This window comes from Pseudomonas sp. H2_A10, assembly GCF_054680085.1.
In genome coordinates this window covers 1,544,175-1,570,376 of the sequence record NZ_CP162821.1, presented here as the reverse complement: position 1 = coordinate 1,570,376, position 26,202 = coordinate 1,544,175, and the positions used below count along the sequence as shown (strand labels likewise).

General features: G+C 57.0%; 36 protein-coding genes and 1 pseudogene. 2 read left to right on the top strand and 35 right to left on the bottom strand.

Annotated elements, in window-relative coordinates:
• Positions 1-29: 29 nt before the first annotated feature.
• The 3 genes from AB4O23_RS07250 to AB4O23_RS07240 all read right to left on the bottom strand — a co-directional run bounded on the left by AB4O23_RS07250 (position 30) and on the right by AB4O23_RS07240 (position 3,014).
• Complete coding sequence (locus AB4O23_RS07250; RefSeq protein WP_460089373.1) at positions 30-785, bottom strand: alpha/beta hydrolase family protein; 756 nt, start codon at positions 783-785, stop codon at positions 30-32.
• Positions 775-1,884, bottom strand: a complete 1,110-nt coding sequence (locus AB4O23_RS07245; RefSeq protein ID WP_217855463.1) for a DUF3182 family protein — start codon at positions 1,882-1,884, stop codon at positions 775-777. The genes AB4O23_RS07250 and AB4O23_RS07245 overlap by 11 nt, the downstream gene beginning before the upstream one ends.
• 170 nt (positions 1,885-2,054) lie before the next feature.
• Positions 2,055-3,014, bottom strand: coding sequence for a GlxA family transcriptional regulator (locus AB4O23_RS07240; protein ID WP_026067109.1), 960 nt, complete (start codon positions 3,012-3,014; stop codon positions 2,055-2,057).
• 97 nt (positions 3,015-3,111) lie between these two features.
• Between AB4O23_RS07240 and AB4O23_RS07235 the strand changes: the two genes are divergently transcribed.
• Positions 3,112-3,672 (top strand): cysteine hydrolase family protein, encoded by a 561-nt coding sequence (locus AB4O23_RS07235; RefSeq protein ID WP_217855465.1) that lies wholly within the window; start codon positions 3,112-3,114, stop codon positions 3,670-3,672.
• Between the two features lie 12 nt (positions 3,673-3,684).
• On the opposite strand, the gene tam is transcribed toward AB4O23_RS07235, so the two are convergent.
• The 4 genes from tam to AB4O23_RS07215 all read right to left on the bottom strand — a co-directional run bounded on the left by tam (position 3,685) and on the right by AB4O23_RS07215 (position 8,143).
• Entirely contained in the window at positions 3,685-4,446 is a 762-nt protein-coding gene (gene tam / locus AB4O23_RS07230; RefSeq protein WP_460138487.1) for a trans-aconitate 2-methyltransferase, read from the bottom strand.
• Positions 4,447-4,503: 57 nt separating this feature from the next.
• Entirely contained in the window at positions 4,504-6,075 is a 1,572-nt protein-coding gene (locus tag AB4O23_RS07225) for a hypothetical protein (RefSeq protein ID WP_116079176.1), read from the bottom strand.
• A 148-nt stretch (positions 6,076-6,223) separates the two neighbouring features.
• Entirely contained in the window at positions 6,224-6,739 is a 516-nt protein-coding gene (locus AB4O23_RS07220; RefSeq protein WP_003176397.1) for a single-stranded DNA-binding protein, read from the bottom strand.
• A gap of 9 nt (positions 6,740-6,748) precedes the next feature.
• A complete protein-coding gene (locus AB4O23_RS07215; protein WP_017525961.1) occupies positions 6,749-8,143 on the bottom strand; it encodes an MFS transporter in 1,395 nt (464 codons plus the stop codon).
• A 178-nt stretch (positions 8,144-8,321) separates the two neighbouring features.
• Here AB4O23_RS07215 and uvrA point away from each other — a divergent pair, with 178 nt between their 5' ends.
• On the top strand, positions 8,322-11,156 hold the full coding sequence (uvrA, locus tag AB4O23_RS07210) for an excinuclease ABC subunit UvrA (protein ID WP_065879151.1): 2,835 nt from the start codon (positions 8,322-8,324) through the stop codon (positions 11,154-11,156).
• A gap of 65 nt (positions 11,157-11,221) precedes the next feature.
• Here uvrA and bfr read toward each other — a convergent pair whose 3' ends face one another.
• The 28 genes and pseudogenes from bfr to rplD all read right to left on the bottom strand — a co-directional run bounded on the left by bfr (position 11,222) and on the right by rplD (position 26,194).
• Positions 11,222-11,686 (bottom strand): bacterioferritin, encoded by a 465-nt coding sequence (gene bfr / locus AB4O23_RS07205; RefSeq protein ID WP_017525959.1) that lies wholly within the window; start codon positions 11,684-11,686, stop codon positions 11,222-11,224.
• Between the two features lie 155 nt (positions 11,687-11,841).
• Complete coding sequence (locus AB4O23_RS07200) at positions 11,842-13,287, bottom strand: catalase (RefSeq protein WP_068931681.1); 1,446 nt, start codon at positions 13,285-13,287, stop codon at positions 11,842-11,844.
• Between the two features lie 244 nt (positions 13,288-13,531).
• Positions 13,532-13,918, bottom strand: coding sequence for a 50S ribosomal protein L17 (gene rplQ / locus AB4O23_RS07195; protein WP_003176402.1), 387 nt, complete (start codon positions 13,916-13,918; stop codon positions 13,532-13,534).
• A gap of 41 nt (positions 13,919-13,959) precedes the next feature.
• Positions 13,960-14,961 (bottom strand): DNA-directed RNA polymerase subunit alpha, encoded by a 1,002-nt coding sequence (locus tag AB4O23_RS07190; protein WP_003176403.1) that lies wholly within the window; start codon positions 14,959-14,961, stop codon positions 13,960-13,962.
• Positions 14,962-14,983: 22 nt separating this feature from the next.
• Positions 14,984-15,604, bottom strand: coding sequence for a 30S ribosomal protein S4 (gene rpsD / locus AB4O23_RS07185; protein ID WP_003176404.1), 621 nt, complete (start codon positions 15,602-15,604; stop codon positions 14,984-14,986).
• 18 nt (positions 15,605-15,622) lie between these two features.
• Positions 15,623-16,012: a 30S ribosomal protein S11 gene (rpsK, locus tag AB4O23_RS07180; protein WP_002555466.1), complete on the bottom strand. Its 390-nt coding sequence runs from the start codon at positions 16,010-16,012 to the stop codon at positions 15,623-15,625.
• A 30-nt stretch (positions 16,013-16,042) separates the two neighbouring features.
• A complete protein-coding gene (rpsM, locus tag AB4O23_RS07175) occupies positions 16,043-16,399 on the bottom strand; it encodes a 30S ribosomal protein S13 (RefSeq protein WP_003194635.1) in 357 nt (118 codons plus the stop codon).
• 129 nt (positions 16,400-16,528) lie between these two features.
• Positions 16,529-16,645 (bottom strand): 50S ribosomal protein L36, encoded by a 117-nt coding sequence (gene rpmJ / locus AB4O23_RS07170; RefSeq protein WP_002555468.1) that lies wholly within the window; start codon positions 16,643-16,645, stop codon positions 16,529-16,531.
• A gap of 28 nt (positions 16,646-16,673) precedes the next feature.
• Positions 16,674-18,002, bottom strand: coding sequence for a preprotein translocase subunit SecY (gene secY / locus AB4O23_RS07165; RefSeq protein WP_003194637.1), 1,329 nt, complete (start codon positions 18,000-18,002; stop codon positions 16,674-16,676).
• The gene (rplO, locus tag AB4O23_RS07160; RefSeq protein ID WP_003176407.1) at positions 18,003-18,440 is read right to left on the bottom strand and encodes a 50S ribosomal protein L15; all 438 of its coding nucleotides are present in this window, start codon (positions 18,438-18,440) and stop codon (positions 18,003-18,005) included.
• A gap of 3 nt (positions 18,441-18,443) precedes the next feature.
• Entirely contained in the window at positions 18,444-18,620 is a 177-nt protein-coding gene (gene rpmD / locus AB4O23_RS07155) for a 50S ribosomal protein L30 (protein WP_003176408.1), read from the bottom strand.
• A gap of 2 nt (positions 18,621-18,622) precedes the next feature.
• The gene (gene rpsE, locus AB4O23_RS07150; RefSeq protein ID WP_003186035.1) at positions 18,623-19,123 is read right to left on the bottom strand and encodes a 30S ribosomal protein S5; all 501 of its coding nucleotides are present in this window, start codon (positions 19,121-19,123) and stop codon (positions 18,623-18,625) included.
• 3 nt (positions 19,124-19,126) lie between these two features.
• Positions 19,127-19,477 carry a 50S ribosomal protein L18 gene (gene rplR / locus AB4O23_RS07145; RefSeq protein ID WP_003186037.1) on the bottom strand — a complete coding sequence of 117 codons (351 nt, stop codon included), beginning with the start codon at positions 19,475-19,477 and terminating at the stop codon, positions 19,127-19,129.
• Positions 19,478-19,487: 10 nt separating this feature from the next.
• Complete coding sequence (gene rplF, locus AB4O23_RS07140; protein WP_003176412.1) at positions 19,488-20,021, bottom strand: 50S ribosomal protein L6; 534 nt, start codon at positions 20,019-20,021, stop codon at positions 19,488-19,490.
• A gap of 12 nt (positions 20,022-20,033) precedes the next feature.
• Positions 20,034-20,427: pseudogene (gene rpsH / locus AB4O23_RS07135) on the bottom strand (30S ribosomal protein S8).
• Positions 20,428-20,635: 208 nt separating this feature from the next.
• Positions 20,636-20,941, bottom strand: coding sequence for a 30S ribosomal protein S14 (gene rpsN, locus AB4O23_RS07130; RefSeq protein WP_003176414.1), 306 nt, complete (start codon positions 20,939-20,941; stop codon positions 20,636-20,638).
• Between the two features lie 13 nt (positions 20,942-20,954).
• Positions 20,955-21,494: a 50S ribosomal protein L5 gene (gene rplE, locus AB4O23_RS07125; RefSeq protein WP_003194642.1), complete on the bottom strand. Its 540-nt coding sequence runs from the start codon at positions 21,492-21,494 to the stop codon at positions 20,955-20,957.
• Positions 21,495-21,516: 22 nt separating this feature from the next.
• Complete coding sequence (rplX, locus tag AB4O23_RS07120; RefSeq protein WP_007896770.1) at positions 21,517-21,831, bottom strand: 50S ribosomal protein L24; 315 nt, start codon at positions 21,829-21,831, stop codon at positions 21,517-21,519.
• 11 nt (positions 21,832-21,842) lie between these two features.
• On the bottom strand, positions 21,843-22,211 hold the full coding sequence (gene rplN, locus AB4O23_RS07115; protein ID WP_002555479.1) for a 50S ribosomal protein L14: 369 nt from the start codon (positions 22,209-22,211) through the stop codon (positions 21,843-21,845).
• Between the two features lie 23 nt (positions 22,212-22,234).
• Entirely contained in the window at positions 22,235-22,501 is a 267-nt protein-coding gene (rpsQ, locus tag AB4O23_RS07110; protein WP_003194644.1) for a 30S ribosomal protein S17, read from the bottom strand.
• A 2-nt stretch (positions 22,502-22,503) separates the two neighbouring features.
• Entirely contained in the window at positions 22,504-22,695 is a 192-nt protein-coding gene (gene rpmC / locus AB4O23_RS07105) for a 50S ribosomal protein L29 (RefSeq protein ID WP_002555481.1), read from the bottom strand.
• Positions 22,695-23,108, bottom strand: coding sequence for a 50S ribosomal protein L16 (gene rplP, locus AB4O23_RS07100; RefSeq protein ID WP_003232424.1), 414 nt, complete (start codon positions 23,106-23,108; stop codon positions 22,695-22,697). Before rplP ends, rpmC begins: the two co-directional genes overlap by 1 nt.
• 12 nt (positions 23,109-23,120) lie before the next feature.
• Positions 23,121-23,807, bottom strand: coding sequence for a 30S ribosomal protein S3 (rpsC, locus tag AB4O23_RS07095; RefSeq protein WP_003176422.1), 687 nt, complete (start codon positions 23,805-23,807; stop codon positions 23,121-23,123).
• A gap of 13 nt (positions 23,808-23,820) precedes the next feature.
• Entirely contained in the window at positions 23,821-24,153 is a 333-nt protein-coding gene (gene rplV, locus AB4O23_RS07090) for a 50S ribosomal protein L22 (RefSeq protein ID WP_003103908.1), read from the bottom strand.
• Between the two features lie 11 nt (positions 24,154-24,164).
• Positions 24,165-24,440 (bottom strand): 30S ribosomal protein S19, encoded by a 276-nt coding sequence (rpsS, locus tag AB4O23_RS07085; RefSeq protein ID WP_003232420.1) that lies wholly within the window; start codon positions 24,438-24,440, stop codon positions 24,165-24,167.
• Positions 24,441-24,456: 16 nt separating this feature from the next.
• A complete protein-coding gene (rplB, locus tag AB4O23_RS07080; protein ID WP_003176423.1) occupies positions 24,457-25,281 on the bottom strand; it encodes a 50S ribosomal protein L2 in 825 nt (274 codons plus the stop codon).
• A 14-nt stretch (positions 25,282-25,295) separates the two neighbouring features.
• Entirely contained in the window at positions 25,296-25,595 is a 300-nt protein-coding gene (gene rplW, locus AB4O23_RS07075; RefSeq protein WP_002555488.1) for a 50S ribosomal protein L23, read from the bottom strand.
• Positions 25,592-26,194 (bottom strand): 50S ribosomal protein L4, encoded by a 603-nt coding sequence (gene rplD / locus AB4O23_RS07070; RefSeq protein ID WP_003176424.1) that lies wholly within the window; start codon positions 26,192-26,194, stop codon positions 25,592-25,594. Before rplD ends, rplW begins: the two co-directional genes overlap by 4 nt.
• Positions 26,195-26,202 lie beyond the last annotated feature (8 nt).

The window sequence follows — 26,202 nt, the reverse complement described above, 5'->3', positions numbered from 1 at the left end:
GCCTTCGCGGGTACGCCCACCTACACGAATTACCTGGACTGGATGATGCTCAAGCGCTCCCCCACTACCATCTCGGTGATCCAGTCCACCAGAATCGACGTGTAAGCCTGTTGCGACACCGGATCACTCAAGGCATGGTCGGCACCGTCGATGATGCGGTGCGTCAGGGAATGGGTCTGCTGGCACGCCGCGCGGTAGCTCATGATGGTGGCGTGGGGCACATGGTCGTCGGTTTGCGATTCGACGATCAGCACATCCCCGGTAAATGCCGAGCACGCCTGCAAGGCGCGATTGGTTTGCGCATGCACCAGCGTACTGCGGTAATCCATCAAGTCCATCTTGTCCAGGTCACGCTTGGGCTTGGTCCATTCCTGGTCGCGATACAGCGCCGGCACCCGCAGCGCCAACCAGCGTACCGGGCGCAACGATGTCAGGATCGCGGCCAGGTAACCGCCATAACTGGTGCCCACCACGGCCACCGCCGACGTGTCGATGGCCGGGTGCGAGAGCAGCCGGTCGTAGGCGGCCAACAGGTCGCGCAGGTTGTCTTCGCGGGTGACGCGCGATAGCGGAATACCGGTGCCGGCATGGCCGCGCAGGTCGAAGGTGAGGCACACACAGCCGAGGTCGGCGATGCCTTTGGCGCGCTCAAGGTCGCGCTCCTGGCTACCGCCCCAACCGTGTACGAACAACACGCCCGGCACTTTGGATTTGGGGCTCAGGAACGTCCCGCTCATCTGTTCGTCGTCGATATCGATCGCAATGCTTTCGCTTCTAGCCGTCATAAGAGTTAACCGTTACGTACTTAAGGAGAAAGTCGCTGTTTTGCGCCGGGCCGCGGTACACCTCGATGGCGTCCGCCGGCAGCGCCTGCTCCACGTAGGTCTCTACCGAGGACACACGAATGGCCTTGAGACCTGGTTGATTGACAAAGCTCTGCAGCGCCGCGACTTCCGCGCTGCTGGCCCCGCCCATGCGCCAGGATTGTTCAAGCACGCCACTGCGGCGCTGGCCATCACTGTCCAGGCCCTGGGCGATGTCGTAGTTGCGCCGCGAGGCGTAGAAGCCGGGGTAGGCTTCATCCGCGGCGGCATCGAAGACCTGGGCTTGCTCGATAGCCAGGCGCACATCGTCGGGCAGGTCGAGCTTCAGCAAATCCGCGTAATCACCCGGCACCACCAGCAGGTTGGAGCCGCCATAGACCTTCTCGCCCTGCCCGTCCTCGGTGAGGTATTGCTCCCCGCAATAGCTGAACACACGCTCGCCGATACAACTGTGGCCCACACTATGGGTGACCACATCGTGCAGGTCTTGTTCCAGCACCACGCCTTGGTTGAACAGTTGCGCCGCATCGGGCCGCGCCAGCAGCGCATCGAATTCGTCGAGGCTGTGGATAACTTCCTGACCGCGCCCAGCACACGCATGCACCGGTTTCAGCCGAATGGGCCCGCTGTAGAGCAAGCGCGTGGCGGCGGGCCGTGCATCGTCCAGGGCAAATACGCTGAGGCCGTCGAGCACCACATCGCGTACACGCTCACAGAACAACGCCGACCAGCCTTCGGGCGCCTTGGCTTCGGGACCTAACAGGCCATGGCTGATGGCTTTGGTGCAGATGAAATCGTGCTCGACATACCCGCCCCACAAGTCTTGCGGGCCTCTGATATTCAGGGCGAGCGCCTGCTCCGGCCCCACCAACGTTTGGGTGGGCAGCAGGTAAAGTTCGCGGCCTGCGTGTTTTTGCCGGTCGTAGCTACCACCGAATTCAAGCCCCAGGACCTGCGCCAGCCAACGGGCCAAGGCGCGGTTGGTGTCGACTTCATGCTGTGGCGCGCCCGCTCGCGAGGAGTGAGCAACCACCAGTTTTTTACGTTGATTTGGGGTCATGCTTCCCCCTTGGCTATCCCACCGTGTGTGTACAACAAGGGGTTGCAGGGATCAGGCCAAGGCTGATTGACGCGTAGGGTCCGGAATTTCATCCGTTGTGGAAAAAAGATGGCAGATGGCCTGTTTTATTCTGCACGACGGCGATGCGAGGGCGCGGCGTTCTGCACGACTTACACGCCAAAGCGGCTGCGGTAATCACTGGGCGCCAGGCCGGTGATTTTTTTGAATGTGGCGCGGAAGGCGCTGGGGTCCTGGTAGCCCACGGTCCAGGCGATATGGTCGATGGTGCCGTTGGTGAACTCCAGCATCTGACGCGCCTTGCCCACACGCAGGTGCTGGCAGTATTCGGTGGGCTTCAGACCGGTGGCGCCGCGAAAACGCCGCAGGAAGGTACGTTCTTCCAGGCCCGCTTCCTGCGCCATGGCCGCGACAGACACATCCACCGCGCCGCTGGCCTGCAACCAGTGCTGAACCTTGAGAATGGCCGCGTCGCCATGGCCGAGGATCGGCGCAAAATTACTGCCGCACTGGCTGGCGCTGTCGCTGTGTTCGATCACCAGAAAGCGCGCCGTGTCGGCGGCGATGCTTGGCCCCATCAGCCGATCGACCAGGCGCAAGCCCAGCTCGGACCAGGCCATCAACCCGGCCGTGGTGATCAAGTCGCCGTCATCGACGATGGGTTTGTCCGCTTCCAGGCGCACTGCGGGGTAACGTGCGGCGAAGGATTCGGCGGATGACCAATGAGTGGTGGCGCTGCGCCCATCCAATAAACCGCTGCGCGCCAGCATGATTGAGCCGATGCACACGCCGCCAAGGACGGTGCCGGCCGCATGTTGTTGGCGGATCCATGCCAGCAGCGCCGCCGGCGCCTGTGCCTCGGTGAACTCGCCGATCGAAGGCGGTACCAGCACGGCCATCAGCGGCTGCTCGGGGCCTGGGTGAGTGTCGAATACTTTTGCCGGTAGGCCATCGGCCTGCACTTGCCAATGGCTGACGCGTAGCAGCGGCAATTGCGCCGACTGGTGCTCGGCGCCAATCCGGTTGGCCACCCCAAACAGGTCGGTCAAGCCATGCACGGCGGCCAACTGCGCACCTTGGTAAATCAACACACCCAACTCAACAACAGCCATTGTCAGTTTTCCCCCTGTTATTGTCGGTGCAGCCAATGCCCGGCGCCGGCGCCAGCTAAGATACTGAGCCCATCAACCCATCAAGAGGCAATTACCCATGGCCAAGCAAGCGCTCATCCTAATCGATATCCAGAACGACTACTTCCCCCAAGGCAAGTGGCCGCTTGACGGCGTGGAAACGGCTGCGGACAAGGCCGCCCAGGTGCTGCAGGCTTTCCGCGAGGCCGGGGATGCGGTGATTCATGTGCGTCATGAGTTCACCTCCGAGGACGCGCCGTTCTTCACACCCGAGTCCAAGGGTGCGCACCTGCATCCAAAAGTGCTGAACGAAGGCAACGAGCCGGTGGTGCTTAAACATTTCGTGAATGCATTTCGCGAAACCAACCTGCGCACCCTGCTGGAAAAACGCAGCATCACCGAACTGGTGGTGGTGGGCAGCATGAGCCATATGTGCGTCGATGCCGTGGTGCGGGCAGCGGCCGACCTGGGTTACACCGTCACGGTGATCCACGACGCCTGCGCCACCCTGGACCTGGAGTTCAACGGGCAGGTGATTCCGGCGGCGCAGGTGCATGCCGCGTATATGGCGGCGCTGGCGTTTGGGTATGCGAATGTGGTGTCGGCGGACGAGTATGTGCAGGCCCGCGCAACGGCATGACCACCACTGGTTTTAGCAGGTGGCGATGACGAACAGGCGCGGGAATGGCAGCAATACCGTGCCATCGGTCAGGGCGGGATAAGCCTGGGTAATCCGCGCTTGATAATCCTGCAGGAACGCGACTTTTTCGCTCTGCGTGAGCGGTGCGAGATAGGGGCGCAACGCCGAGCCCTTGAACCACTCCACCACAGCGGCATGATCGGCCAGGGGATGCTGGTAGGTGGTGCACCATACATCGACAGTGCTGCAATGCCGGCTCAGCAGTTCGTAGTAGTAGCTCGCGGTGTGTCGCTCGTTGTGTTTGATCGTGCCAACCTTGGCAGCCCACGGGCCATCCGCCGCGACTTGCCGAGCCAGGCGGTGCGCCGGCTCGTCGAGGTTGTCCGGGGTTTGCACCGCCAGCGTGCCGCCGGGGTTCAGTTGCCTGACCAGGTGCGGGTACAGCTTGGCGTGATCCGGCAGCCATTGCAGGGAGGCATTGGCCAGGATCACGTCGAATGGTTGCGCGGGGCTCCACGCACCAATGTCCGCCAGTTCGAAAGTCAGCGCGGGCAGCCTTTTGCGCGCGTCGGCCAGCATGTCATCGGAACTGTCCAGGCCGGTGACGCGCGCTTGAGGGAAACGCTCGGCCAAGACTTCGGTGGAGTTGCCGGGCCCGCAGCCCAGGTCGACAGCGGTGCGCACATTGGTATCAGGAATGGCGGCAACCAAATCCCGGACGGGGCGGGTGCGCTGTTGTTCAAACAGCGTGTATTGCTTGGCAGACCAGGTCATTGCCGCTTTCCTTCTAACCCGTGGTGGTAGTGGACCGTACTGGAGCCGCGCATAGCGCTAAAACATCCACGTATCGTAAGGCGCCTTGAAGATCAGGTAGTCGCGCTCAAACATAACCTTGATGCCGTTGGGGTGGAAGAAGCGGAGCAGTGGTTCCTGATGAACGTCGCCGTTCTTGTCCGTCCACCGGTAATAGGCGGAGCCCTGCGGCGACACTTTCAGTTGGGCCTCGACCTGCTCGCCCAGGTGTTGTCGCTGCGCCGGCTCAAATGCCTCGGCAGGTACCTCCAAGCGCAGGCTGGTAACCACCTCATCCTGATGAACCGTATTGAAAAACCGCGCGAATGCGACCAGGTTTTTCGGTTGTTCAAGCGCGAACAACGCGCTTAGCAGCTGCGAATCTTCGAACAGCCGATCAAGGGGGAAATCAACGTGATTAATGGTGCCGGAGGTGTGAGTGAACTGCATCGATAGCCCCGGTTTCCCGGCAATATTGTCAATCACGCCCAAGCCCAGCCCATCGGCCATGGCCAGAGAGAGACTCTCGGCAATCATCCGTCGTAGCTTCGCTCGATCCGCCGGAGGATTCGCTGGGTCAAGGTCAGCCACTGACTGAAACGACGGGTGTGGCAGCAAGCTGATCCATCCGGCGGCAAGCGAGGTGTGCAAGATAATCCGCGTTGCTCGGGGCTGCTTTTGCAACTGCTGCACAAACGTGGTGAGTGCGGGGTTGAAGGGATCGATCTTTGCCAGATATTGCGCAACTTCAACGGTGCTGTCGGGATCCTGAGTGGCGTCCAACCGCTCAAGGGCGTATTGGTGCGCCAACGCGCCGCCCTCGGAATCAAGACGCTCGTTCTGCAACATCTTGAAGGCCTGGAAGCGAAACGGCTTCGGGGAGTCGGCACGCTTGAGAATACTGACCGCCACGGGCATCAATCCCTCATCGCGGTCCATGATTTCGAGGATGTAGAGCTTGCGGTTGTTGTCGAAATCAACATCCTGGAAGAGCGCTCTCAACCGCACGCTGATTGAGTCGTTACGCGCGCCGAAGGCCCAGCCGCCACGGGCCACCGAGAGCAGTTTGAGCGCATCGAGAAAATCCGAGCTGTCCGAGTCTTTCGACTCGATAATCGACAGCAGGCGGTTTTCGTCGCCCTTTCTGAAATCCAGGTTAACCATGGACTCCCCGCGCGCCTTGCGGCGAGCCAACTGGATCATGTAGGAGTCAAGCAATGCTCGGGTGCGGTAGGTATCCAGCGTCTTGCTGGCGACTGAGGATTCGTTCTCAAGTGAAAGCCACGACTCCACACGCTGCTTCATCTGGGATTCAAATGTCGTCTGCAAATTGCTGCTGATGAAATAGGTCAGCGCAGACCCGCCGACCACAACCACCGAGATGATGAAGGTCAGCGCCTGGGTCGCCCGGGTAATGGGCGCATTGGCCTGCTCTAGAATCTCTTTGCTCAGTTCGTACTTCAGATGGCTTATTTGAGCCGCCTGGTTCGCTTCCAACTGGCGAACCCTCTCGAGGGCTTCCTGGATGCGCTGCTCGGCATCCTGAGTTTGCTCTCGGCAGGCTTTGAGGGCCTGGGCCAACGCATCCGATGCGGACGTATCAGTACTCACGTTTCAACTCCTGTTCCATTCTGCTATCCCTGACGTGCCTGACCGCGCAGGGGTGCAGACCTGCGCAGTATTCCGCGGGCAAAAATAAAGCCCCTGGTGAATACACAGGGGCTTTATTTGTTATTGACAACCGTTGCGACTATCCGTTTTAGAAGGGGATATCGTCATCAAAGCTGTCAAAGTCAGGAGCCGGTTGCGCAGCGGCCTGCTGTGGCGCTGGACGCGACTCACGCTGCGGCTGCTGGCTTGGCTGTGGACGCGACTGCTGTGGGCGCGGAGCCGAGTTGGACATGCCACCCTGGCCCTGTTGGTCGCCCTGTGGACGACCGCCCAACAGTTGCATGGTGCCTTGCATGTCGACCACGATTTCGGTGGTGTAACGCTTGATGCCGTCCTTTTCCCACTCGCGGGTTTGCAGTTTGCCTTCGATGTAGACCTGCGAACCTTTGCGCAGGTATTCGCCGGCGATTTCCGCGACCTTGCCGAACATCGACACACGGTGCCATTCGGTCTTTTCGACCTTCTGACCGGTCTGCTTGTCGGTCCACTGTTCACTGGTCGCCAGACTCAGGTTGGTCACGGCGTTACCGTTAGGCAAGTAGCGAACTTCGGGATCCTGGCCGCACGTACCTACCAATATGACTTTGTTAACCCCACGGGCCATAACGTTCTCCTAGGCTGGGCGCGCTGTCGGCACTGGGTTGACCAGTTGCTCGAGCGTCGCGCGGTCCAATAATTCGGTGTCCAATTTGATGTAGATCGCAGCTTCTTCTGCGACCACTACTGCGTCCGTTACTCCAACGACGGCCTTCAGGCGCTCGGCCAAGCCAGCTTCGCGAATCGCTTCAGGCGATAACGGCAGGCGTAGGCTCGTCACATACGGAGGTTCGCGCATGGTAACAGCAAAGGCCAACCAGAGGGCAGCCAGACCTGCGCATCCCAGGAACACAACCGACAAACCGCCATGCTGGAACATCCAGCCGCCCATAATGCCGCCGAGCGCGGAGCCCAGGAACTGGCTGGTGGAATACACCCCCATCGCCGTGCCCTTGCCGCCGGCCGGTGAAACTTTACTGATCAGCGAAGGCAGCGAAGCCTCCAGGAGGTTGAACGCGGTGAAGAACACCACCGTGCCGATCACCAGCGCCCGCAGGCTGTCGCCGAACTGCCAGAAGAATAGTTCAGTGAGCATCAATGTCGCGACGGCGCCCAGCAAAACTCGTTTCATTTTGCGTTTTTTCTCGCCATAGATGATGAACGGGATCATGGCGAAGAACGAAATCAACAGCGCGGTGAGGTAGACCCACCAGTGCTGCTCCTTGGGCAGGCCGGCTTTTTGCACCAGTGCCAGGGGCAAGGCGACGAAGCTGCACATCAGCATGGCGTGCAATACGAAGATACCTAAATCCAGGCGCAGCAGGTCCGGGTGCTTGAGCGTCGGTAACAACGCCTTGCGCGCAACCCCGGACTCGCGGTGCTGCAACGTGCCGGTGGAGCGCGGCACCATGAAGGCCACGATGAGGATACCGATCAGCGCCATGCCGCCGGTAGCGAGAAACAAACCGTGCAAGCCGAACGCACGCGTCAGCAACGGGCCAACCACCATGGCCACGGCAAACGACAGGCCTATGGTCATGCCGATCATGGCCATGGCCTTGGTACGGTGCTGTTCGCGGGTCAGGTCCGACAGCAGTGCCATCACCGCAGCGGAAATCGCGCCGGCGCCTTGCAGGATACGTCCGGCGATCACGCCCCAGATCGAATCGGCCTGGGCCGCCAGCACACTGCCGAGGGCGAAGACGATCAGCCCCAGGTAAATCACCGGGCGGCGGCCAATGCGGTCGGAGATGATCCCGAACGGAATCTGAAAAATCGCCTGGGTCAGGCCATAGGCGCCAATGGCCAGGCCGATCAGTGCCGGGGTCGCACCGGCGAGGTCCATGCCATAGGTCGCCAGTACCGGCAACACCATAAACATGCCCAGCATACGGAAGGCGAACACCAGGGCCAGACCGCTTGCTGCTCGGGTCTCGCCGCTACTCATGCGTTCGCTGTGGGGATCGTGCATGGAAAAACCTCGTGTGAACCGGCGGCGATTCTACCAGTCCCATCGATTGAGAGGGTATATGCGGCGCTTTGCCGCGCAGCTTTCATGTAAGGCTGCACCCGGCACTTTGACAGTGTATATTCATCCAGTCTTCCGTCGTATACTCCCGCATTATTTACGCCCGCCGTGCGAGGCCATCTTGGACAAGATCCTGATTCGTGGGGCTAGAACCCACAACCTGAAGAACATCGACCTGACCCTGCCCCGGGACAAACTGATCGTCATCACCGGCCTGTCCGGCTCCGGCAAATCGTCCCTGGCGTTCGATACGCTGTATGCCGAAGGCCAGCGTCGCTATGTGGAGTCACTGTCGGCCTATGCCCGCCAGTTCCTGTCGATGATGGAAAAACCCGACGTCGACACCATCGAGGGCCTGTCGCCGGCGATTTCCATCGAACAGAAGTCGACCTCCCATAACCCGCGCTCCACCGTGGGCACCATCACCGAAATCTACGACTACTTGCGCCTGCTCTATGCGCGAGTCGGTATTCCGCGCTGCCCGGACCACGACATTCCCCTGGAAGCCCAGACCGTCAGCCAGATGGTCGACCTGGTGCTGGCCCAGCCGGAAGGCGCCAAGCTGATGCTGCTGGCCCCGGTGATTCGCGAGCGCAAGGGCGAACACCTTTCCGTCTTCGAAGAGCTGCGCGCCCAGGGTTTTGTGCGCGCGCGCATCAACGGCAAGCTCTATGAACTGGACGAAGCGCCCAAGCTCGACAAGCAGAAGAAGCATTCCATTGATGTGGTGGTCGACCGTTTCAAAGTACGTGCCGACCTGCAGCAGCGCCTGGCGGAGTCGTTCGAGACAGCGCTGAAGCTGGCGGACGGCATCGCCCTGGTAGCACCGATGGATGACGAGCCGGGCGAAGAGATCATCTTCTCCGCGCGCTTCGCCTGCCCGATCTGTGGCCATGCCATCAGCGAACTGGAACCCAAGCTGTTTTCCTTCAACAACCCGGCCGGCGCCTGCCCGACGTGTGATGGCCTGGGTGTGAAGCAGTTCTTTGACATCAAGCGCCTGGTTAACGGTGAACTCACCTTGGCGGAGGGTGCGATACGCGGATGGGACAGGCGCAACGTCTATTACTTCCAGATGCTGGGGTCGCTGGCGTCGCACTATAAGTTCAGCCTGGAAATGCCCTTCAATCAACTGCCGGCGGACCAGCAGAAAGTCATCCTCCACGGCAGTGGCTCGCAGAATGTCGATTTCAAATATTTGAACGACCGCGGCGACATTGTTAAGCGCTCGCATCCGTTTGAAGGCATCGTGCCGAACCTGGAACGGCGCTACCGCGAGACCGAATCGGCCAGCGTGCGCGAAGAGCTGGCAAAATTCCTCAGCACCCAACCCTGCCCGGATTGCCGAGGCACTCGCCTGCGTCGTGAGGCGCGGCATGTGTGGGTAGGCGAGAAAACGCTGCCAGCGGTGACCAACCTGCCCATCGGCGATGCCTGCGAGTACTTTGGCGTACTCAAGCTGACCGGACGCCGCGGGGAAATTGCCGACAAGATCCTCAAGGAAATCCGCGAGCGGTTACAGTTCCTGGTTAACGTGGGCCTCGACTACCTGTCGCTGGATCGTAGCGCCGACACGTTGTCCGGCGGTGAGGCGCAGCGCATTCGTCTGGCCAGCCAGATCGGTGCCGGCCTGGTGGGTGTGTTGTATATCCTCGATGAGCCGTCGATTGGCTTGCACCAACGGGATAATGATCGCCTGCTGGGTACGCTGAAACACCTGCGCGATATTGGCAACACCGTGATCGTGGTCGAGCACGATGAAGACGCGATCCGCCTGGCGGACTATGTAGTCGATATCGGCCCGGGCGCCGGTGTGCATGGTGGGCATATCGTTGCCGAGGGCACCCCGGCCGAAGTGATGGCGCATCCCGACTCGTTGACCGGCAAGTACCTGTCCGGCCGCGTCAAGATCGAAGTACCGGCCAAACGTACACCGCGTAACAAAAAGATGGCGTTGCACCTCAAGGGCGCGCGCGGTAACAACCTGCGCAATGTCGACCTGGAGATTCCGTTGGGCCTGCTGACATGCGTGACCGGTGTTTCCGGCTCAGGCAAATCGACGCTGATCAATAACACGCTGTTCCCTTTGAGCGCCACTGCCCTGAACGGCGCGACTACCCTGGAAGCCGCTGCGCATGACAGCATCAAGGGCCTGGAGCACCTGGACAAGGTGGTCGACATCGACCAGAGCCCGATCGGCCGTACACCGCGCTCCAACCCGGCAACCTATACCGGGCTGTTTACGCCGATTCGCGAGCTGTTTGCCGGAGTACCGGAGTCCCGCTCGCGCGGTTACGGGCCTGGTCGGTTCTCGTTCAACGTCAAGGGCGGGCGATGCGAAGCATGCCAGGGCGATGGCTTGATCAAGGTAGAGATGCACTTTTTGCCGGACATCTACGTGCCGTGCGATGTGTGCAAGAGCAAACGCTATAACCGTGAAACCCTGGAGATCAAATACAAAGGCAAGAGCATCCACGAAACCCTGGAGATGACTATCGAGGAAGCTCGTATGTTTTTCGACGCGGTCCCAGCGTTGGCGCGCAAGCTGCAAACGTTGATGGATGTGGGCCTGTCGTATATCAAGCTGGGGCAATCGGCGACCACGCTGTCTGGTGGCGAGGCGCAACGGGTCAAGCTGTCTCGCGAGCTGTCCAAACGCGATACCGGCAAGACTCTGTATATCCTCGACGAACCGACCACGGGGCTGCATTTTGCGGATATCCAGCAACTGTTGGACGTGTTGCACCGGTTGCGCGACCACGGCAATACGGTGGTAGTGATCGAGCACAACCTTGATGTGATCAAGACCGCGGATTGGCTGGTGGATCTGGGGCCGGAAGGCGGTTCCAAGGGTGGCCAGATCATTGCGGTAGGTACGCCGGAGCAGGTCAGCGAGATGGCGCAGTCCCACACCGGTTACTACTTGAAACCGTTGTTGGAACGCGATCGGGCCTGAGTGATTCAGGCCCAAGAAAAAGCCCCTGTCACGTTGCGGTGACAGGGACTTTTTGTAAGCGGAAATCAGAATTGCGATTGCAGGTAGTTTTCCAGGCCAATCAGTTTGATCAGGCCCAACTGCTTTTCCAGCCAATAGGTGTGATCTTCTTCGGTGTCGTTCAACTGCACCCGCAGAATCTCCCGCGTGACGAAGTCGCTGTGCTGCTCGCAGAGCTCGATGCCCTTGCAGAGTGCGGCACGCACCTTGTATTCAAGACGAAGATCAGCTGCAAGCATGTCAGGTACGCTGGTGCCCACATCCAGATCGTCGGGACGCATACGCGGCGTGCCTTCGAGCATTAGAATCCGGCGCATCAATGCATCGGCGTGCTGTGCCTCTTCTTCCATTTCATGGTTAATACGCTCGTAGAGTTCGGTAAAACCCCAGTCTTCGTACATACGCGAGTGGATGAAATATTGGTCACGAGCTGCCAGTTCGCCCGTCAGCAACGTGTTGAGGTAATCGATTACGTCGGGGTGACCTTGCATCGCCCTACATCTCCCTGCTTGAAAGCCTGTAGTTTGAACCATCATGACTCGGAGGTCACGGGATCAACGGCATAAAAGTGCAGATTTCCGGAGAAAAGTAGCTGAAATAACGCAAAAACCGCCCAAATGAGGGCGGTTCTGCTTCTCGTTTAGAGTCAGCTAAGCGTTACACCCAGCGCCTTTGCGATTGCTTCTCCATAAGCCGGGTCGGCCTTGTAGAAGTGTTGCAGTTGGACCTGTACCACTGCGCTAGTGACGCCTTCCATCGCACCGGCGATGTTGCTGACCAGCAGAGCTTTCTGGGCATCATCCATCAACCGGTACAGCGCACCTGCATGGCTGTAGTAATCGGTGTCTTCACGTTGATCATACCGGTCTGCTGCACCGTTCAACGGCAGGGGCGGCTCTGCATACTGGGGTGCCTGCTTTGGAGCATCAGCGTAACTGTTAGGCTCATAATTTGGTGCAGCTGCGCCATTGCTACCAAATGCCATGGAGCCGTCACGCTGATAGCTGTTCACCGGGCTTCGCGGGGCGTTCACCGGCAGTTGCTGGTGATTGGTCCCTACGCGATAACGGTGTGCATCAGCATAGGCAAACACGCGACCTTGCAGCATGCGATCCGGCGACAACCCAACACCAGGCACCATGTTGCTTGGGCCAAATGTAGCCTGCTCGACCTCGGCAAAATAATTCAAGGGATTGCGATTCAGCTCCAACTCGCCGACTTCGATCAGTGGGAACTCCTGCTGCGACCAGGTCTTGGTCACATCGAAGGGGTTCTCATAGTGAGCGGCAGCCTGAGCCTCGGTCATGATTTGGATATTGACACTCCATTTCGGAAAGTCGCCGCGCTCAATCGCAGCAAACAGGTCGCGTTGAGCGTAATCAGGATCGGTACCGGCCAAGCGCGCAGCCACATCTGGCGCCAGGTTCTTGATGCCTTGTTTGGTTTTGTAGTGCCACTTCACCCAATGACGCTCACCCTTAGCGTTGATCAGGCTGTAGGTGTGGCTACCAAAGCCGTGCATATGACGGTAGCCGTCGGGGATACCGCGGTCCGAAAACAGAATGGTGATCTGATGCAGCGCCTCGGGCGAGTGTGACCAGAAGTCCCATTTGGCTTGGTTACTGCCAAGGTTGCTCTGCGGCAGTCGCTTCTGGGTGTGGATGAAATCGGGAAATTTGAGCGGATCGCGGATGAAGAATACCGGGGTGTTATTGCCAACGATGTCCCAGTTACCTTCTTCGGTATAGAACTTCAAAGCGAAGCCCCGCGGGTCACGCGCAGTGTCTGCCGAACCACGCTCACCACCCACGGTAGAGAAGCGCAGGAACGTTGGCGTTTGTTTACCAACGGTCTCGAACAACTTGGCACGTGTGTATTGAGTGATGTCGCGTGTAACGGTGAACGTTCCGTAGGCACCTGAACCCTTGGCGTGCACACGACGCTCAGGAATGTTTTCGCGGTTGAAGTGCGCAAGCTTTTCAATCAGATGAAAGTCATCAAGCAGCAACGGGCCGCGCGGGCCAGCAGTGCGGGAGTTCTGGTTGTCAGCAACGGGAGCGCCACTGGCGGTCGTAAGCGTTTTCAGGCTCATGCTCAATCTTCCTCAGGTCAGGCTTAACTGCCGGCTATCGGCTTGGAGGGAGTATTGACCATCAAGATGACACCATCAAATGCATTAAATTATGGGCTTTGATAGAAAATAACTAATTACCCGTCAGGGCGAATAGCGTCTGCTTAAAAGAGAACCGGTAGCGACCCGAATAATATAGATGGCTTTTCTATCGCCCACAAAAAACCGGGCACTAAGGCCCGGTTCTTCGTTACAGCTTGTCGTCTTACTCGGCGCTTACAGCTTCGCCGGCAGTAGCACGATCAACCAACTCAACGTACGCCATAGGCGCGTTGTCACCAGCGCGGAAACCGCACTTGAGGATGCGCAGGTAGCCACCCTCACGGGTAGCGTAACGCTTGCCCAGGTCGTTGAAGAGCTTACCAACGATAGCTTTCGAACGAGTACGGTCGAAAGCCAGACGGCGGTTAGCCAGGCTGTCTGTCTTGGCCAAAGTGATCAGCGGCTCAGCAACGCGACGCAGTTCTTTAGCTTTCGGCAGTGTAGTTTTGATCAGCTCGTGCTCGAACAGCGACACCGCCATGTTTTGAAACATGGCCTTGCGGTGCGAGCTGGTACGGCTCAGGTGACGACCACTTTTACGATGACGCATGGTTCATTCCTTACCAAACTCACGTTCGGTGATTACGACGATCAGGCAGTCGCCTTGTCGTCCTTCTTAAGACTTGCAGGCGGCCAGTTGTCGAGGCGCATGCCGAGGGACAGACCGCGGGAGGCCAGAACGTCCTTGATTTCAGTCAAGGATTTCTTGCCCAGGTTCGGAGTCTTCAACAGTTCTACTTCGGTACGCTGAATCAGGTCACCGATGTAGTAAATGTTTTCCGCCTTAAGGCAGTTAGCCGAACGTACAGTCAGTTCCAGATCGTCAACCGGGCGAAGCAGGATCGGATCGATCTCGTCTTCCTGCTCGATTACCACTGGTTCGCTGTCACCTTTGAGGTCGACGAACGCAGCCAACTGCTGTTGCAGAATGGTTGCAGCGCGGCGAATAGCCTCTTCAGGATCCAGAGTACCGTTGGTTTCCAGATCAATAACCAGCTTGTCCAGGTTAGTACGCTGTTCGACACGGGCGTTTTCCACCACGTATGCGATACGGCGAACCGGGCTGAACGAAGAGTCAAGCTGCAAGCGACCAATGCTGCGGCTTTCGTCTTCATCGCTCTGACGCGAGTCGGCCGGTTCATAACCACGACCACGAGCTACAGTGAGCTTCATGTTCAGGGCGCCGTTAGACGCCAGGTTAGCGATTACGTGATCGGGGTTAACGATCTCGACATCATGATCCAGCTGAATATCGGCAGCGGTAACCACCCCCGAACCCTTCTTCGACAAGGTCAGCGTAACTTCGTCACGGCCGTGCAGCTTGATAGCCAGACCTTTAAGGTTCAACAGGATTTCAATTACGTCTTCCTGTACACCTTCGATGGCGCTGTACTCGTGGAGCACACCGTCAATCTCGGCCTCGACTACTGCACAGCCGGGCATTGAGGACAACAGGATGCGGCGCAGCGCGTTGCCCAGGGTGTGGCCAAAACCACGCTCGAGAGGCTCGAGAGTGATCTTGGCGCGGGTTGGACTGACAACCTGCACATCAATGTGGCGGGGTGTCAGGAACTCATTTACCGAAATCTGCATGGATGCACCTATTTTCTAGCCCTTACTTGGAGTAGAGCTCGACAATCAGGCTTTCGTTGATGTCGGCGGACAGATCACTGCGAGCTGGAACGTTCTTGAAAACGCCCGACTTCTTCTCAGTGTCTACTTCTACCCATTCTACGCGGCCACGTTGGGCACACAGATCGAGAGCTTGGACAATGCGAAGTTGGTTTTTAGCTTTCTCGCGAACTGCGACCACGTCACCAGCACGAACCTGGTAGGACGGAACGTTTACGGTCTGACCGTTAACGCTGATCGACTTGTGCGATACCAGCTGACGGGATTCGGCACGAGTAGAACCAAAGCCCATACGGTATACAACGTTGTCCAGACGGCATTCGAGCAGTTGCAGCAGGTTTTCACCGGTTGCACCTTTCTTGCCAGCAGCTTCTTTGTAGTAGCCGCTGAACTGACGCTCGAGAACGCCGTAGATACGACGGACCTTCTGCTTTTCACGCAGTTGGGTGCCGTAATCGGACTGGCGACCGCGGCGTTGGCCGTGGATACCAGGTGCTGCTTCAATGTTGCACTTCGATTCGATCGCGCGCACGCCGCTCTTCAGGAAGAGATCGGTGCCTTCGCGACGAGCGAGTTTGCATTTTGGACCAATGTAACGAGCCATTCTTTACAATCTCCTGGATTACACGCGGCGCTTCTTCGGCGGACGGCACCCGTTGTGCGGGATTGGCGTCACGTCGGTGATGCTGGCGATCTTATAGCCACAGCCGTTCAAAGCACGGACAGCAGACTCACGACCTGGACCTGGACCTTTGACGTTAACGTCGAGGTTTTTCAGGCCGTATTCCAGCGCAGCTTGACCAGCACGTTCAGCAGCTACTTGAGCAGCAAACGGGGTGGACTTGCGGGAACCGCGGAAACCCGAACCACCGGAGGTAGCCCAAGAAAGCGCGTTACCTTGACGGTCGGTGATGGTCACGATGGTGTTGTTAAAAGATGCATGGATGTGGGCGATGCCATCAACCACTGTCTTTTTAACTTTTTTACGAGGACGAGCAGCAGGTTTTGCCATGATAATTTTCCTGTCGATTCGCTGGGGCGATTACTTGCGGATCGGCTTACGCGGACCTTTACGGGTACGCGCGTTAGTCTTGGTACGCTGACCGCGTACTGGAAGACCACGACGATGACGCAGACCGCGATAGCAACCGAGGTCCATCAAACGCTTGATTTTCATGTTGATTTCGCGACGCAGGTCACCTTCAGTGGTGAACTTCGCCACTTCGCCACGCAGCTGTTCAATCTGCTCGTCGCTCAGATCCTTGATCTTAGCGGCTGGGTTTACCCCAGCAACTGCGCAAATTTTCTGCGCAGTAGTGCGACCAACACCATAGATGTAGGTCAGCGAGATAACAGTGTGCTTGTTATCTGGAATGTTAACGCCTGCAATACGGGCCATTCAGTGGGACTCCAATTGACAGCTACCTACGCCCCGGAAGCCAAGAAATAGGGCGCGAGATAATATCGCTGTAATAACAAATAATCAACCCGGCAGCGCACTAGCTGCCGGGCTTCAAGCGGATCACACTCAGCCTTGGCGCTGTTTGTGACGCGGTTCCGCGCTGCAAATTACTCGAACAACACCTTCGCGGCGAATAATCTTGCAGTTACGGCACAGCTTTTTCACCGATGCACGAACTTTCATCACCAACTCCTCGAACCTTATGGGGTACTCAGCGCAACATGCCGCTGCCGTAGCCCTTCAGGTTGGCTTTCTTCATCAGGGATTCGTACTGGTGCGAAACGAGGTGCGATTGTACTTGGGACATGAAGTCCATCACAACCACGACGACGATCAGCAACGAGGTCCCGCCAAGGTAGAACGGAACGTTTGCTGCAACCACCAGGAACTGGGGCAACAAGCACACGGCCGTCATATATAGAGCACCGAACAGGGTTAAACGGGTCAGAACGCCATCAATGTAGCGTGCAGACTGCTCACCTGGACGAATGCCCGGAATAAAGGCACCGGACTTCTTCAGGTTTTCCGCTACGTCTTTCGGATTGAACATCAACGCCGTATAGAAGAAGCAGAAGAAAATAATCCCTGCACTAAACAGCAGAATATTCAACGGCTGACCAGGAGCGATCGACTGAGAGAGGTCCTGCAGCCAGCCCATATTTTCAGACTGACCAAACCAGGTACCCAACGAAGCCGGAAACAGCAAAATGCTGCTCGCGAAAATTGCCGGAATAACACCGGCCATATTCACTTTCAGCGGCAAGTGGCTGGTCTGCGCGGCAAAAACCTTACGGCCCTGCTGACGCTTGGCGTAGTGAACAGCAATACGACGCTGACCACGCTCAATGAACACCACAAAACCGATAATCGCTACTGCCAGCAAACCGATGGCAACCAAGGCGAAAATGTTGATATCACCCTGACGCGCAGACTCGAAAGACTGCCCTATCGCTCTCGGAAGACCGGCGACGATACCTGCGAAAATCAACATCGAGATACCGTTGCCAACACCACGCTCAGTAATCTGCTCACCCAGCCACATCATGAACATCGCACCAGCCACAAACGTGGATACCGCGACGAAATGGAAGCCAAAGTCACCAGTGAACGCAACGCCCTGCCCGGCCAAGCCAACGGACATGCCGATAGCTTGGACCAGGGCGAGGACGACAGTGCCGTAGCGGGTGTACTGGCTAATCTTGCGACGACCAGCTTCACCTTCCTTCTTCAACTGCTCCAGTTGCGGACTGACGGCGGTCATCAACTGCATGATGATCGATGCCGAGATGTACGGCATGATCCCCAACGCAAAGATGCTCATCCGTTCCAGCGCGCCACCGGAAAACATGTTGAACAAGCTAAGAATGGTCCCCTCATTCTGTCGAAACAGGTCTGCGAGTCGGTCCGGGTTGATACCTGGAACCGGGATGTGTGCGCCTATTCGGTAGACGATAATCGCCAGGAACAGAAAACGCAGACGAGCCCAAAGTTCAGACATACCGCCTTTGCCGAGCGCTGAGAGAGCACCTTGCTTAGCCATTTATTCCTCGAACTTGCCGCCAGCTGCTTCGATAGCCGAACGCGCACCTTTGGTGGCGCCGATTCCCTTGCCGATAGTGACAGCGCGAGTCACTTCACCGGACAACATGATTTTCACACGTTGTACGTTGACGTTGATCACGTTGGCATCTTTCAGGGTCTGCACAGTAACGATGTCGCCTTCCACTTTAGCCAGCTCGGACAGACGCACTTCTGCGCGGTCCATGGCTTTCAGGGATACGAAACCGAACTTAGGCAGGCGACGATGCAGCGGCTGTTGACCGCCTTCAAAGCCTGGAGCAATGGTGCCACCGGAGCGGGAGGTTTGACCTTTGTGGCCACGGCCACCAGTCTTACCCAAACCGCTACCGATACCACGGCCCGGACGATGCTTTTCACGACGGGAACCCGGCGCTGGACTCAGATCATTGAGTTTCATCGATTAACCCTCGACACGCAGCATGTAGTAAGCCTTGTTGATCATCCCGCGATTCTCGGGAGTATCCTGGACTTCTACAGTGTGACCGATGCGACGCAGACCCAAACCCTTAACGCACAATTTGTGGTTAGGGATGCGACCGGTCATGCTTTTGATCAGCGTTACTTTAACGGTAGCCATGATCAGAAGATCTCCTTGACGCTTTTGCCACGCTTGGCGGCAATGGATTCAGGAGATTGCATAGCTTTCAAACCCTTGAAAGTGGCGTGAACCACGTTTACTGGGTTAGTCGAGCCGTAGCACTTGGCCAGAACGTTCTGAACGCCAGCAACTTCGAGAACAGCACGCATAGCGCCGCCAGCGATGATACCGGTACCTTCAGAAGCAGGCTGCATGTACACCTTCGAAGCGCCATGGGCGGATTTCATTGCGTACTGCAGAGTGGTGCCGTTCAGATCAACTTGGATCATGTTGCGACGAGCAGCTTCCATTGCCTTCTGGATCGCAGCAGGCACTTCACGCGACTTGCCACGGCCGAAGCCAACACGCCCTTTACCATCACCCACCACGGTCAACGCGGTGAAAGTGAAGATACGGCCGCCTTTAACGGTTTTGGCTACGCGGTTAACTTGAACCAGCTTCTCAATGTAGCCTTCGTCGCGCTTTTGGTCGTTATTTGACATAACTTAGAACTCCAGCCCAGCTTCACGAGCAGCATCAGCCAGCGCTTTAACGCGGCCATGGTACTTGAAGCCAGAGCGGTCGAAAGCCACTTGCGAGACGCCAGCGGCCTTAGCACGCGTAGCGACCAGCTGGCCAACCTTTGTGGCCGCGTCGATGTTGCCAGTGGCACCATCACGCAGTTCTTTATCCAAAGTCGAGGCACTTGCCAGAACTTTGTTGCCGTCGGCCGAGATGACCTGGGCGTAGATGTGCTGCGACGAGCGGAACACGCAGAGACGCACGACTTCGAGTTCGTGCATTTTCAGGCGTGCTTTGCGAGCGCGACGCAGTCGAGTAACTTTTTTGTCGGTCATTTGCTATGCCCTACTTCTTCTTGGCTTCTTTACGACGGACGACTTCGTCCGCGTAGCGCACACCTTTGCCTTTGTACGGCTCTGGTGGACGGAAGTCGCGGATCTCAGCGGCCACCTGACCTACCAGCTGCTTATCAATACCCTTGATCAGGATATCGGTTTGGCTAGGGGTCTCAGCGGTGATGCCTTCCGGCAGTTCGTAATCCACTGGGTGCGAGAAGCCAAGGGCCAGGTTCAAAACCGTGCCTTTTGCTTGCGCTTTGTAACCAACACCGACCAGCTGGAGCTTACGCTCGAAGCCTTGGCTTACGCCTTGGACCATGTTGTTTACCAACGCACGCGTGGTACCGGCCATTGCGCGAGTTTGTTGATCGCCATTGCGAGCAGCGAAACGCAGCTCACCAGCTTCTTCAACGATCTCAACGGACGAATGGATGTTCAGTTCAAGAGTGCCCTTGGCACCCTTCACCGAAAGCTGTTGGCCTGCGAATTTGACTTCGACACCGGCTGGCAGCTTAACGGGGTTCTTAGCGACGCGAGACATGCTTATCCCCCCTTAGAACACAGTGCAAAGAACTTCGCCGCCGACACCGGCAGCGCGCGCAGCACGATCCGTCATCACACCTTTGTTGGTGGAGACGATAGACACGCCCAGACCGCCACGAACTTTCGGCAGATCTTCAGCGGACTTGTACTGACGCAGGACCTGGACGGCTAACGCGCTTCACTTCCTCGATGACCGAACGGCCTTCGAAGTACTTCAGCTCGATGGACAGCAGTGGTTTGATTTCGCTGCTGATCTGATAACCCGCAATGTAGCCTTCGTCTTTCAGGACTTTGGCAACAGCTACCTTCAACTTGGAAGATGGCATGCTTACGACGGACTTTTCAGCCATCTGGGCATTACGGATACGAGTTAGCATGTCCGCTAACGGGTCCTGCATACTCATGGGCTAGACGCTCCTAATACAAAAAAATTAGCCTTACGGCTACATATGTCGCCGAGAATCTCCGAGCATAGAAAACACGGGCTCAGGCGAGCCGGGTATTCTAGACACACTCCGGAAATGAAACAAGCCCCAAAAGGGGCTTGTTCCAGATTCAAGGTCACCGGTGGTCAGTATCTTTCGATTCAGACCACCTGGACGTTGAAAGTACTTACCAGCTGGCTTTAACCAGACCTGGTACGTCACCACGCATTGCGGCTTCACGCAGCTTGTTACGGCCGAGGCCGAACTTGCGGTAAACGCCGTGCGGACGACCAGTCAGGCGGCAGCGGTTACGCATGCGCGAGGCGCTTGCGTCACGTGGCTGCTTCTGCAGGGCAACTGTAGCTTCCCAACGCGCTTCTGGACTTGCGTTCAGATCAACGATGATTGCTTTCAGTGCTGCACGCTTTTTGGCGTACTTGGCAACCGTGAGCTGACGCTTCAGCTCGCGATTTTTCATGCTCATCTTGGCCATGGTCCTACTCCAATCAGTTGCGGAACGGGAATTTGAAAGCACGCAACAGGGCGCGACCTTCATCATCGTTCTTGGCAGTGGTGGTCAGGGTGATGTCCAGACCGCGGAGAGCATCGATCTTGTCGTAGTCGATTTCCGGGAAGATGATCTGCTCTTTCACGCCCATGCTGTAGTTACCACGACCATCGAAGGACTTGGCATTCAGGCCGCGGAAGTCGCGAACCCGAGGCAGGGAGATCGACAGCAGACGATCCAGGAATTCGTACATACGCTCACGGCGCAGGGTCACTTTGACGCCGATCGGCCAACCTTCACGGACTTTAAAGCCAGCGATGGATTTCCGAGCGTAGGTCACAACGACTTTCTGACCGGTGATCTTTTCCAGGTCAGCAACAGCGTGCTCGATGACTTTTTTGTCGCCGATCGCTTCGCCCAGACCCATGTTCAGGGTGATTTTGGTAACGCGCGGAACTTCCATCACGTTCCCGAGCTTAAGTTCTTCCTTAAGCTTGGGGGCGATTTCCTTCCGGTAAATCTCTTGTAGTCGTGCCATGGTCTTATCTACCTAGCAGTGTTCAAGCATCAACCGCTTTTTGGGTCGACTTGAAGACACGAATTTTCTTACCGTCTTCTACTTTGAAACCAACACGATCAGCCTTGTTGGTTTCGCCGTTGAAAATGGCGACGTTAGAAGCGTGCAGTGGCGCTTCTTTTTCGACGATACCGCCCTGTACGCCCGACATCGGGTTAGGCTTGGTATGACGCTTGACCAGGTTCAAACCACCAACGACCAGACGGTCATCAGCGAGAACCTTCAGCACCTTACCGCGCTTACCTTTGTCTTTGCCGGCGATCACGATGATCTCGTCGTCACGACGAATCTTTTGCATGTCGGATCTCCTTACAGCACTTCTGGGGCGAGCGAGACGATCTTCATGAACTTCTCAGTACGAAGTTCACGGGTCACTGGCCCAAAGATACGGGTGCCGATCGGCTCTTGCTTGTTGTTCAGAAGAACAGCAGCGTTGCCGTCAAAGCGGATAATGGAGCCATCTGCACGGCGTACGCCGTGACGAGTGCGGACTACAACAGCAGTCATCACTTGGCCTTTTTTCACTTTACCGCGAGGAATTGCTTCCTTGACGGTAACTTTGATGATGTCACCGATACCAGCGTAACGACGATGGGAGCCACCCAGCACCTTGATGCACATAACACGGCGAGCGCCGCTGTTATCGGCCACATCGAGCATGGATTGAGTCTGAATCATATAATTTCTCCGACCCCTAGTCCTTAGACTTCCACAGCGCGTTCGAGAACATCAACCAGCGCCCAAGACTTGGTCTTGGCCATCGGACGAGTTTCACGAATAGTGACTTTGTCGCCGATGTGGCACTGATTGGTTTCGTCGTGCGCGTGCAGCTTAGTCGAACGCTTAACATATTTACCGTAGATCGGGTGCTTAACGCGACGCTCGATCAGAACGGTGATGGTTTTGTCCATCTTGTCGCTGACAACACGGCCAGTCAGCGTACGGACAGTCTTTTCGGCTTCAGCCATGATCACTTACCTGCCTGCTGGTTGAGCACAGTCTTCACGCGAGCAATGTCACGCTTAACTTGCGAGAGCAGATGAGACTGCCCCAACTGGCCAGTTGCTTTCTGCATACGCAGATTGAACTGGTCGCGCAGCAGGCCGAGCAGTTGCTCGTTCAGCTGCTGTGCGGATTTTTCACGAAGTTCATTCGCTTTCATCACATCACCGTCCGTTTAACAAAGGCGGTGGCGAGCGGCAGCTTTGCAGCAGCCAGGGCAAAAGCCTCACGCGCCAGCTCTTCAGTTACACCCTCGATTTCATACAGGACTTTGCCTGGCTGAATCTGGGCTACCCAGTATTCCACGTTACCCTTACCTTTACCCATCCGAACCTCGAGAGGTTTTTTGGAGATCGGCTTGTCCGGGAATACACGGATCCAGATCTTGCCGCCACGTTTAACGTGACGGGTCAGTGCACGACGCGCTGACTCGATCTGACGAGCGGTGAGACGACCACGAGCTACAGACTTCAGCGCGAACTCGCCGAAGCTGACTTTGCTACCGCGCTGAGCCAGACCACGGTTGTGACCTGTCATCTGCTTGCGGAACTTCGTACGCTTTGGTTGCAACATTTGGCGTACCCCTTACTTAGCAGCTTTTTTACGAGGCGCTGGTGCTTGTGGTTTCAGTTCTTCTTGGCGACCACCAATTACTTCGCCTTTGAAGATCCAAACCTTTACACCGATCACACCATAAGTGGTGTGAGCTTCGTAGTTGGCATAGTCGATGTCGGCACGCAGGGTGTGCAGTGGCACACGACCTTCGCGATACCATTCAGTACGTGCGATTTCAGCACCGCCGAGACGACCGCTCACTTGGATTTTGATGCCTTTGGCACCAATGCGCATGGCGTTCTGTACAGCGCGCTTCATAGCGCGACGGAACATTACGCGACGCTCCAGCTGCTGAGCTACGCTCTGCGCAACCAGCATACCGTCGAGTTCCGGCTTACGGATCTCTTCGATATTGATGTGCACAGGCACACCCATTTGCTTGGTCAGGTCCTGACGCAGTTTCTCAACATCTTCACCTTTCTTCCCGATAACGATACCTGGACGAGCGGTGTGGATGGTGATACGTGCAGTTTGGGCCGGACGATGGATATCGATACGGCTTACGGACGCGCTTTTTAGTTTGTCTTGGAGATACTCACGCACCTTCAGATCAGCGAACAAGTAGTCCGCATAAGTCCGACCGTCTGCGTACCAGACGGAGGTGTGCTCCTTGACGATTCCCAGGCGAATGCCAATGGGATGTACTTTCTGACCCATCTCTTCGACTCCGTTACTTGTCAGCAACCTTGACAGTGATATGGCAAGACCGCTTGACGATGCGATCAGCACGGCCTTTGGCACGTGGCATGATGCGCTTCAGCGAACGCCCTTCGTTGACGAAAACGGTGCTGACCTTCAGGTCATCAACGTCTGCGCCTTCGTTATGCTCGGCGTTGGCTACGGCCGACTCCAGCACTTTCTTCATGATCTCGGCGGCTTTCTTACTGCTGAAAGCCAACAGGTTGAGCGCTTCGCCCACCTTCTTCCCGCGGATCTGGTCGGCGACCAAGCGGGCTTTCTGGGCGGAGATTCGAGCGCCCGACAACTTAGCGGCTACTTCCATTTCCTAACCCCTTAACGCTTGGCTTTCTTGTCAGCCACGTGCCCACGATAAGTGCGGGTACCGGCGAACTCGCCCAGTTTGTGGCCAACCATGTCTTCGTTCACGAGAACTGGGACGTGCAGACGACCGTTGTGTACAGCGATGGTCAGACCGACCATTTGTGGCAGGATCATCGAACGGCGCGACCAGGTTTTCACCGGTTTGCGATCGTTCTTTTCCGCCGCCACTTCGATCTTCTTCAGTAGGTGAAGATCAATAAAAGGACCTTTTTTCAGAGAACGTGGCACTGTCGTATCCCTCTATTTACTTGCGACGACGGACGATCATTTTGTCGGTACGCTTATTACCACGAGTCTTCGCGCCCTTAGTCGGGAAGCCCCATGGCGATACCGGATGACGACCACCAGAGGTACGACCTTCACCACCACCGTGTGGGTGGTCAACCGGGTTCATGGCAACACCACGAACGGTTGGGCGAACGCCACGCCAGCGTTTGGCACCAGCTTTACCCAGCGAACGCAGGCTGTGCTCGGAGTTCGAGACTTCACCCAGGGTCGCGCGGCATTCAGCCAGCACTTTACGCATCTCACCAGAACGCAGACGCAGGGTCACGTAGACACCCTCACGAGCGATCAGCTGAGCCGAAGCACCAGCGGAACGAGCGATTTGCGCGCCTTTACCTGGCTTCAATTCGATGCCGTGTACGGTGCTACCAACTGGAATGTTACGCAGTTGCAGAGCGTTGCCCGGCTTGATCGGCGCCAGGGCACCTGCGATCAGCTGGTCGCCAGCGCTCACGCCTTTAGGGGCGATGATGTAGCGACGCTCGCCATCTGCGTACAGCAGCAGAGCGATGTGAGCAGTACGGTTTGGATCGTATTCAATACGCTCGACAGTGGCAGAGATGCCATCTTTGTCGTTGCGACGGAAGTCGACCAGACGATAATGCTGCTTATGGCCACCACCGATGTGACGAGTGGTAATACGACCATTGTTGTTACGACCACCAGTCTTCGATTTTTTCTCGAGCAGCGGTGCGTGAGGAGCGCCTTTATGCAGCTCCTGGTTGACCACCTTGACCACAAAACGGCGGCCAGGGGAAGTCGGTTTGCATTTAACGATTGCCATGATGCACCCCTTCCTTACTCAGCACTGCTGCTGAAATCGAGATCTTGGCCTGGCTGAAGGGAGATAACTGCCTTCTTCCAGTCATTACGCTTGCCCAGACCGCGAGCAGTGCGCTTGCTCTTACCCAGAACGTTCAGGGTAGTAACACGCTCTACTTTCACGCTGAACAGGCTTTCGACGGCCTTCTTGATTTCCAGCTTGGTTGCGTCAGTTGCAACCTTGAAAACGAACTGGCCTTTCTTGTCAGCCAGAACCGTAGCCTTTTCGGAAACGTGCGGGCCAAGCAGAACTTTAAATACGCGTTCCTGGTTCATCCCAGCAGCTCCTCGAATTTCTTCACGGCCGACACGGTGATCAACACCTTGTCGTATGCGATCAGACTAACTGGATCGGAACCTTGCACGTCACGTACATCAACGTGTGGCAGGTTGCGAGCAGCCAGGTACAGGTTCTGATCAACAGCTTCAGACACGATCAAAACGTCGGTCAGGCTCATGTTGTTCAGTTTGCCCAGCAGATCTTTGGTTTTTGGACTTTCAACAGCGAAGTCCTGAACCACGACCAGACGATCAGTACGCACGAGTTCAGCAAGGATGGAGCGCAGAGCTGCGCGGTACATCTTCTTGTTGAGCTTCTGAGAGTGATCCTGTGGACGAGCTGCGAAAGTGGTACCGCCGCCACGCCAGATTGGGCTACGGATAGTACCGGCACGAGCACGGCCAGTGCCTTTCTGACGCCAAGGGCGCTTACCGCCACCACGAACGTCGGAACGGGTCTTTTGCTGCTTGCTACCTTGACGGCCGCCGGCCATGTAGGCCACGACTGCTTGGTGAACCAGCGTCTCGTTGAATTCGCCGCCAAATGTCAGTTCGGAAACTTCGATCGCTTGAGCGTCATTTACATTTAATTGCATGTCAGCTT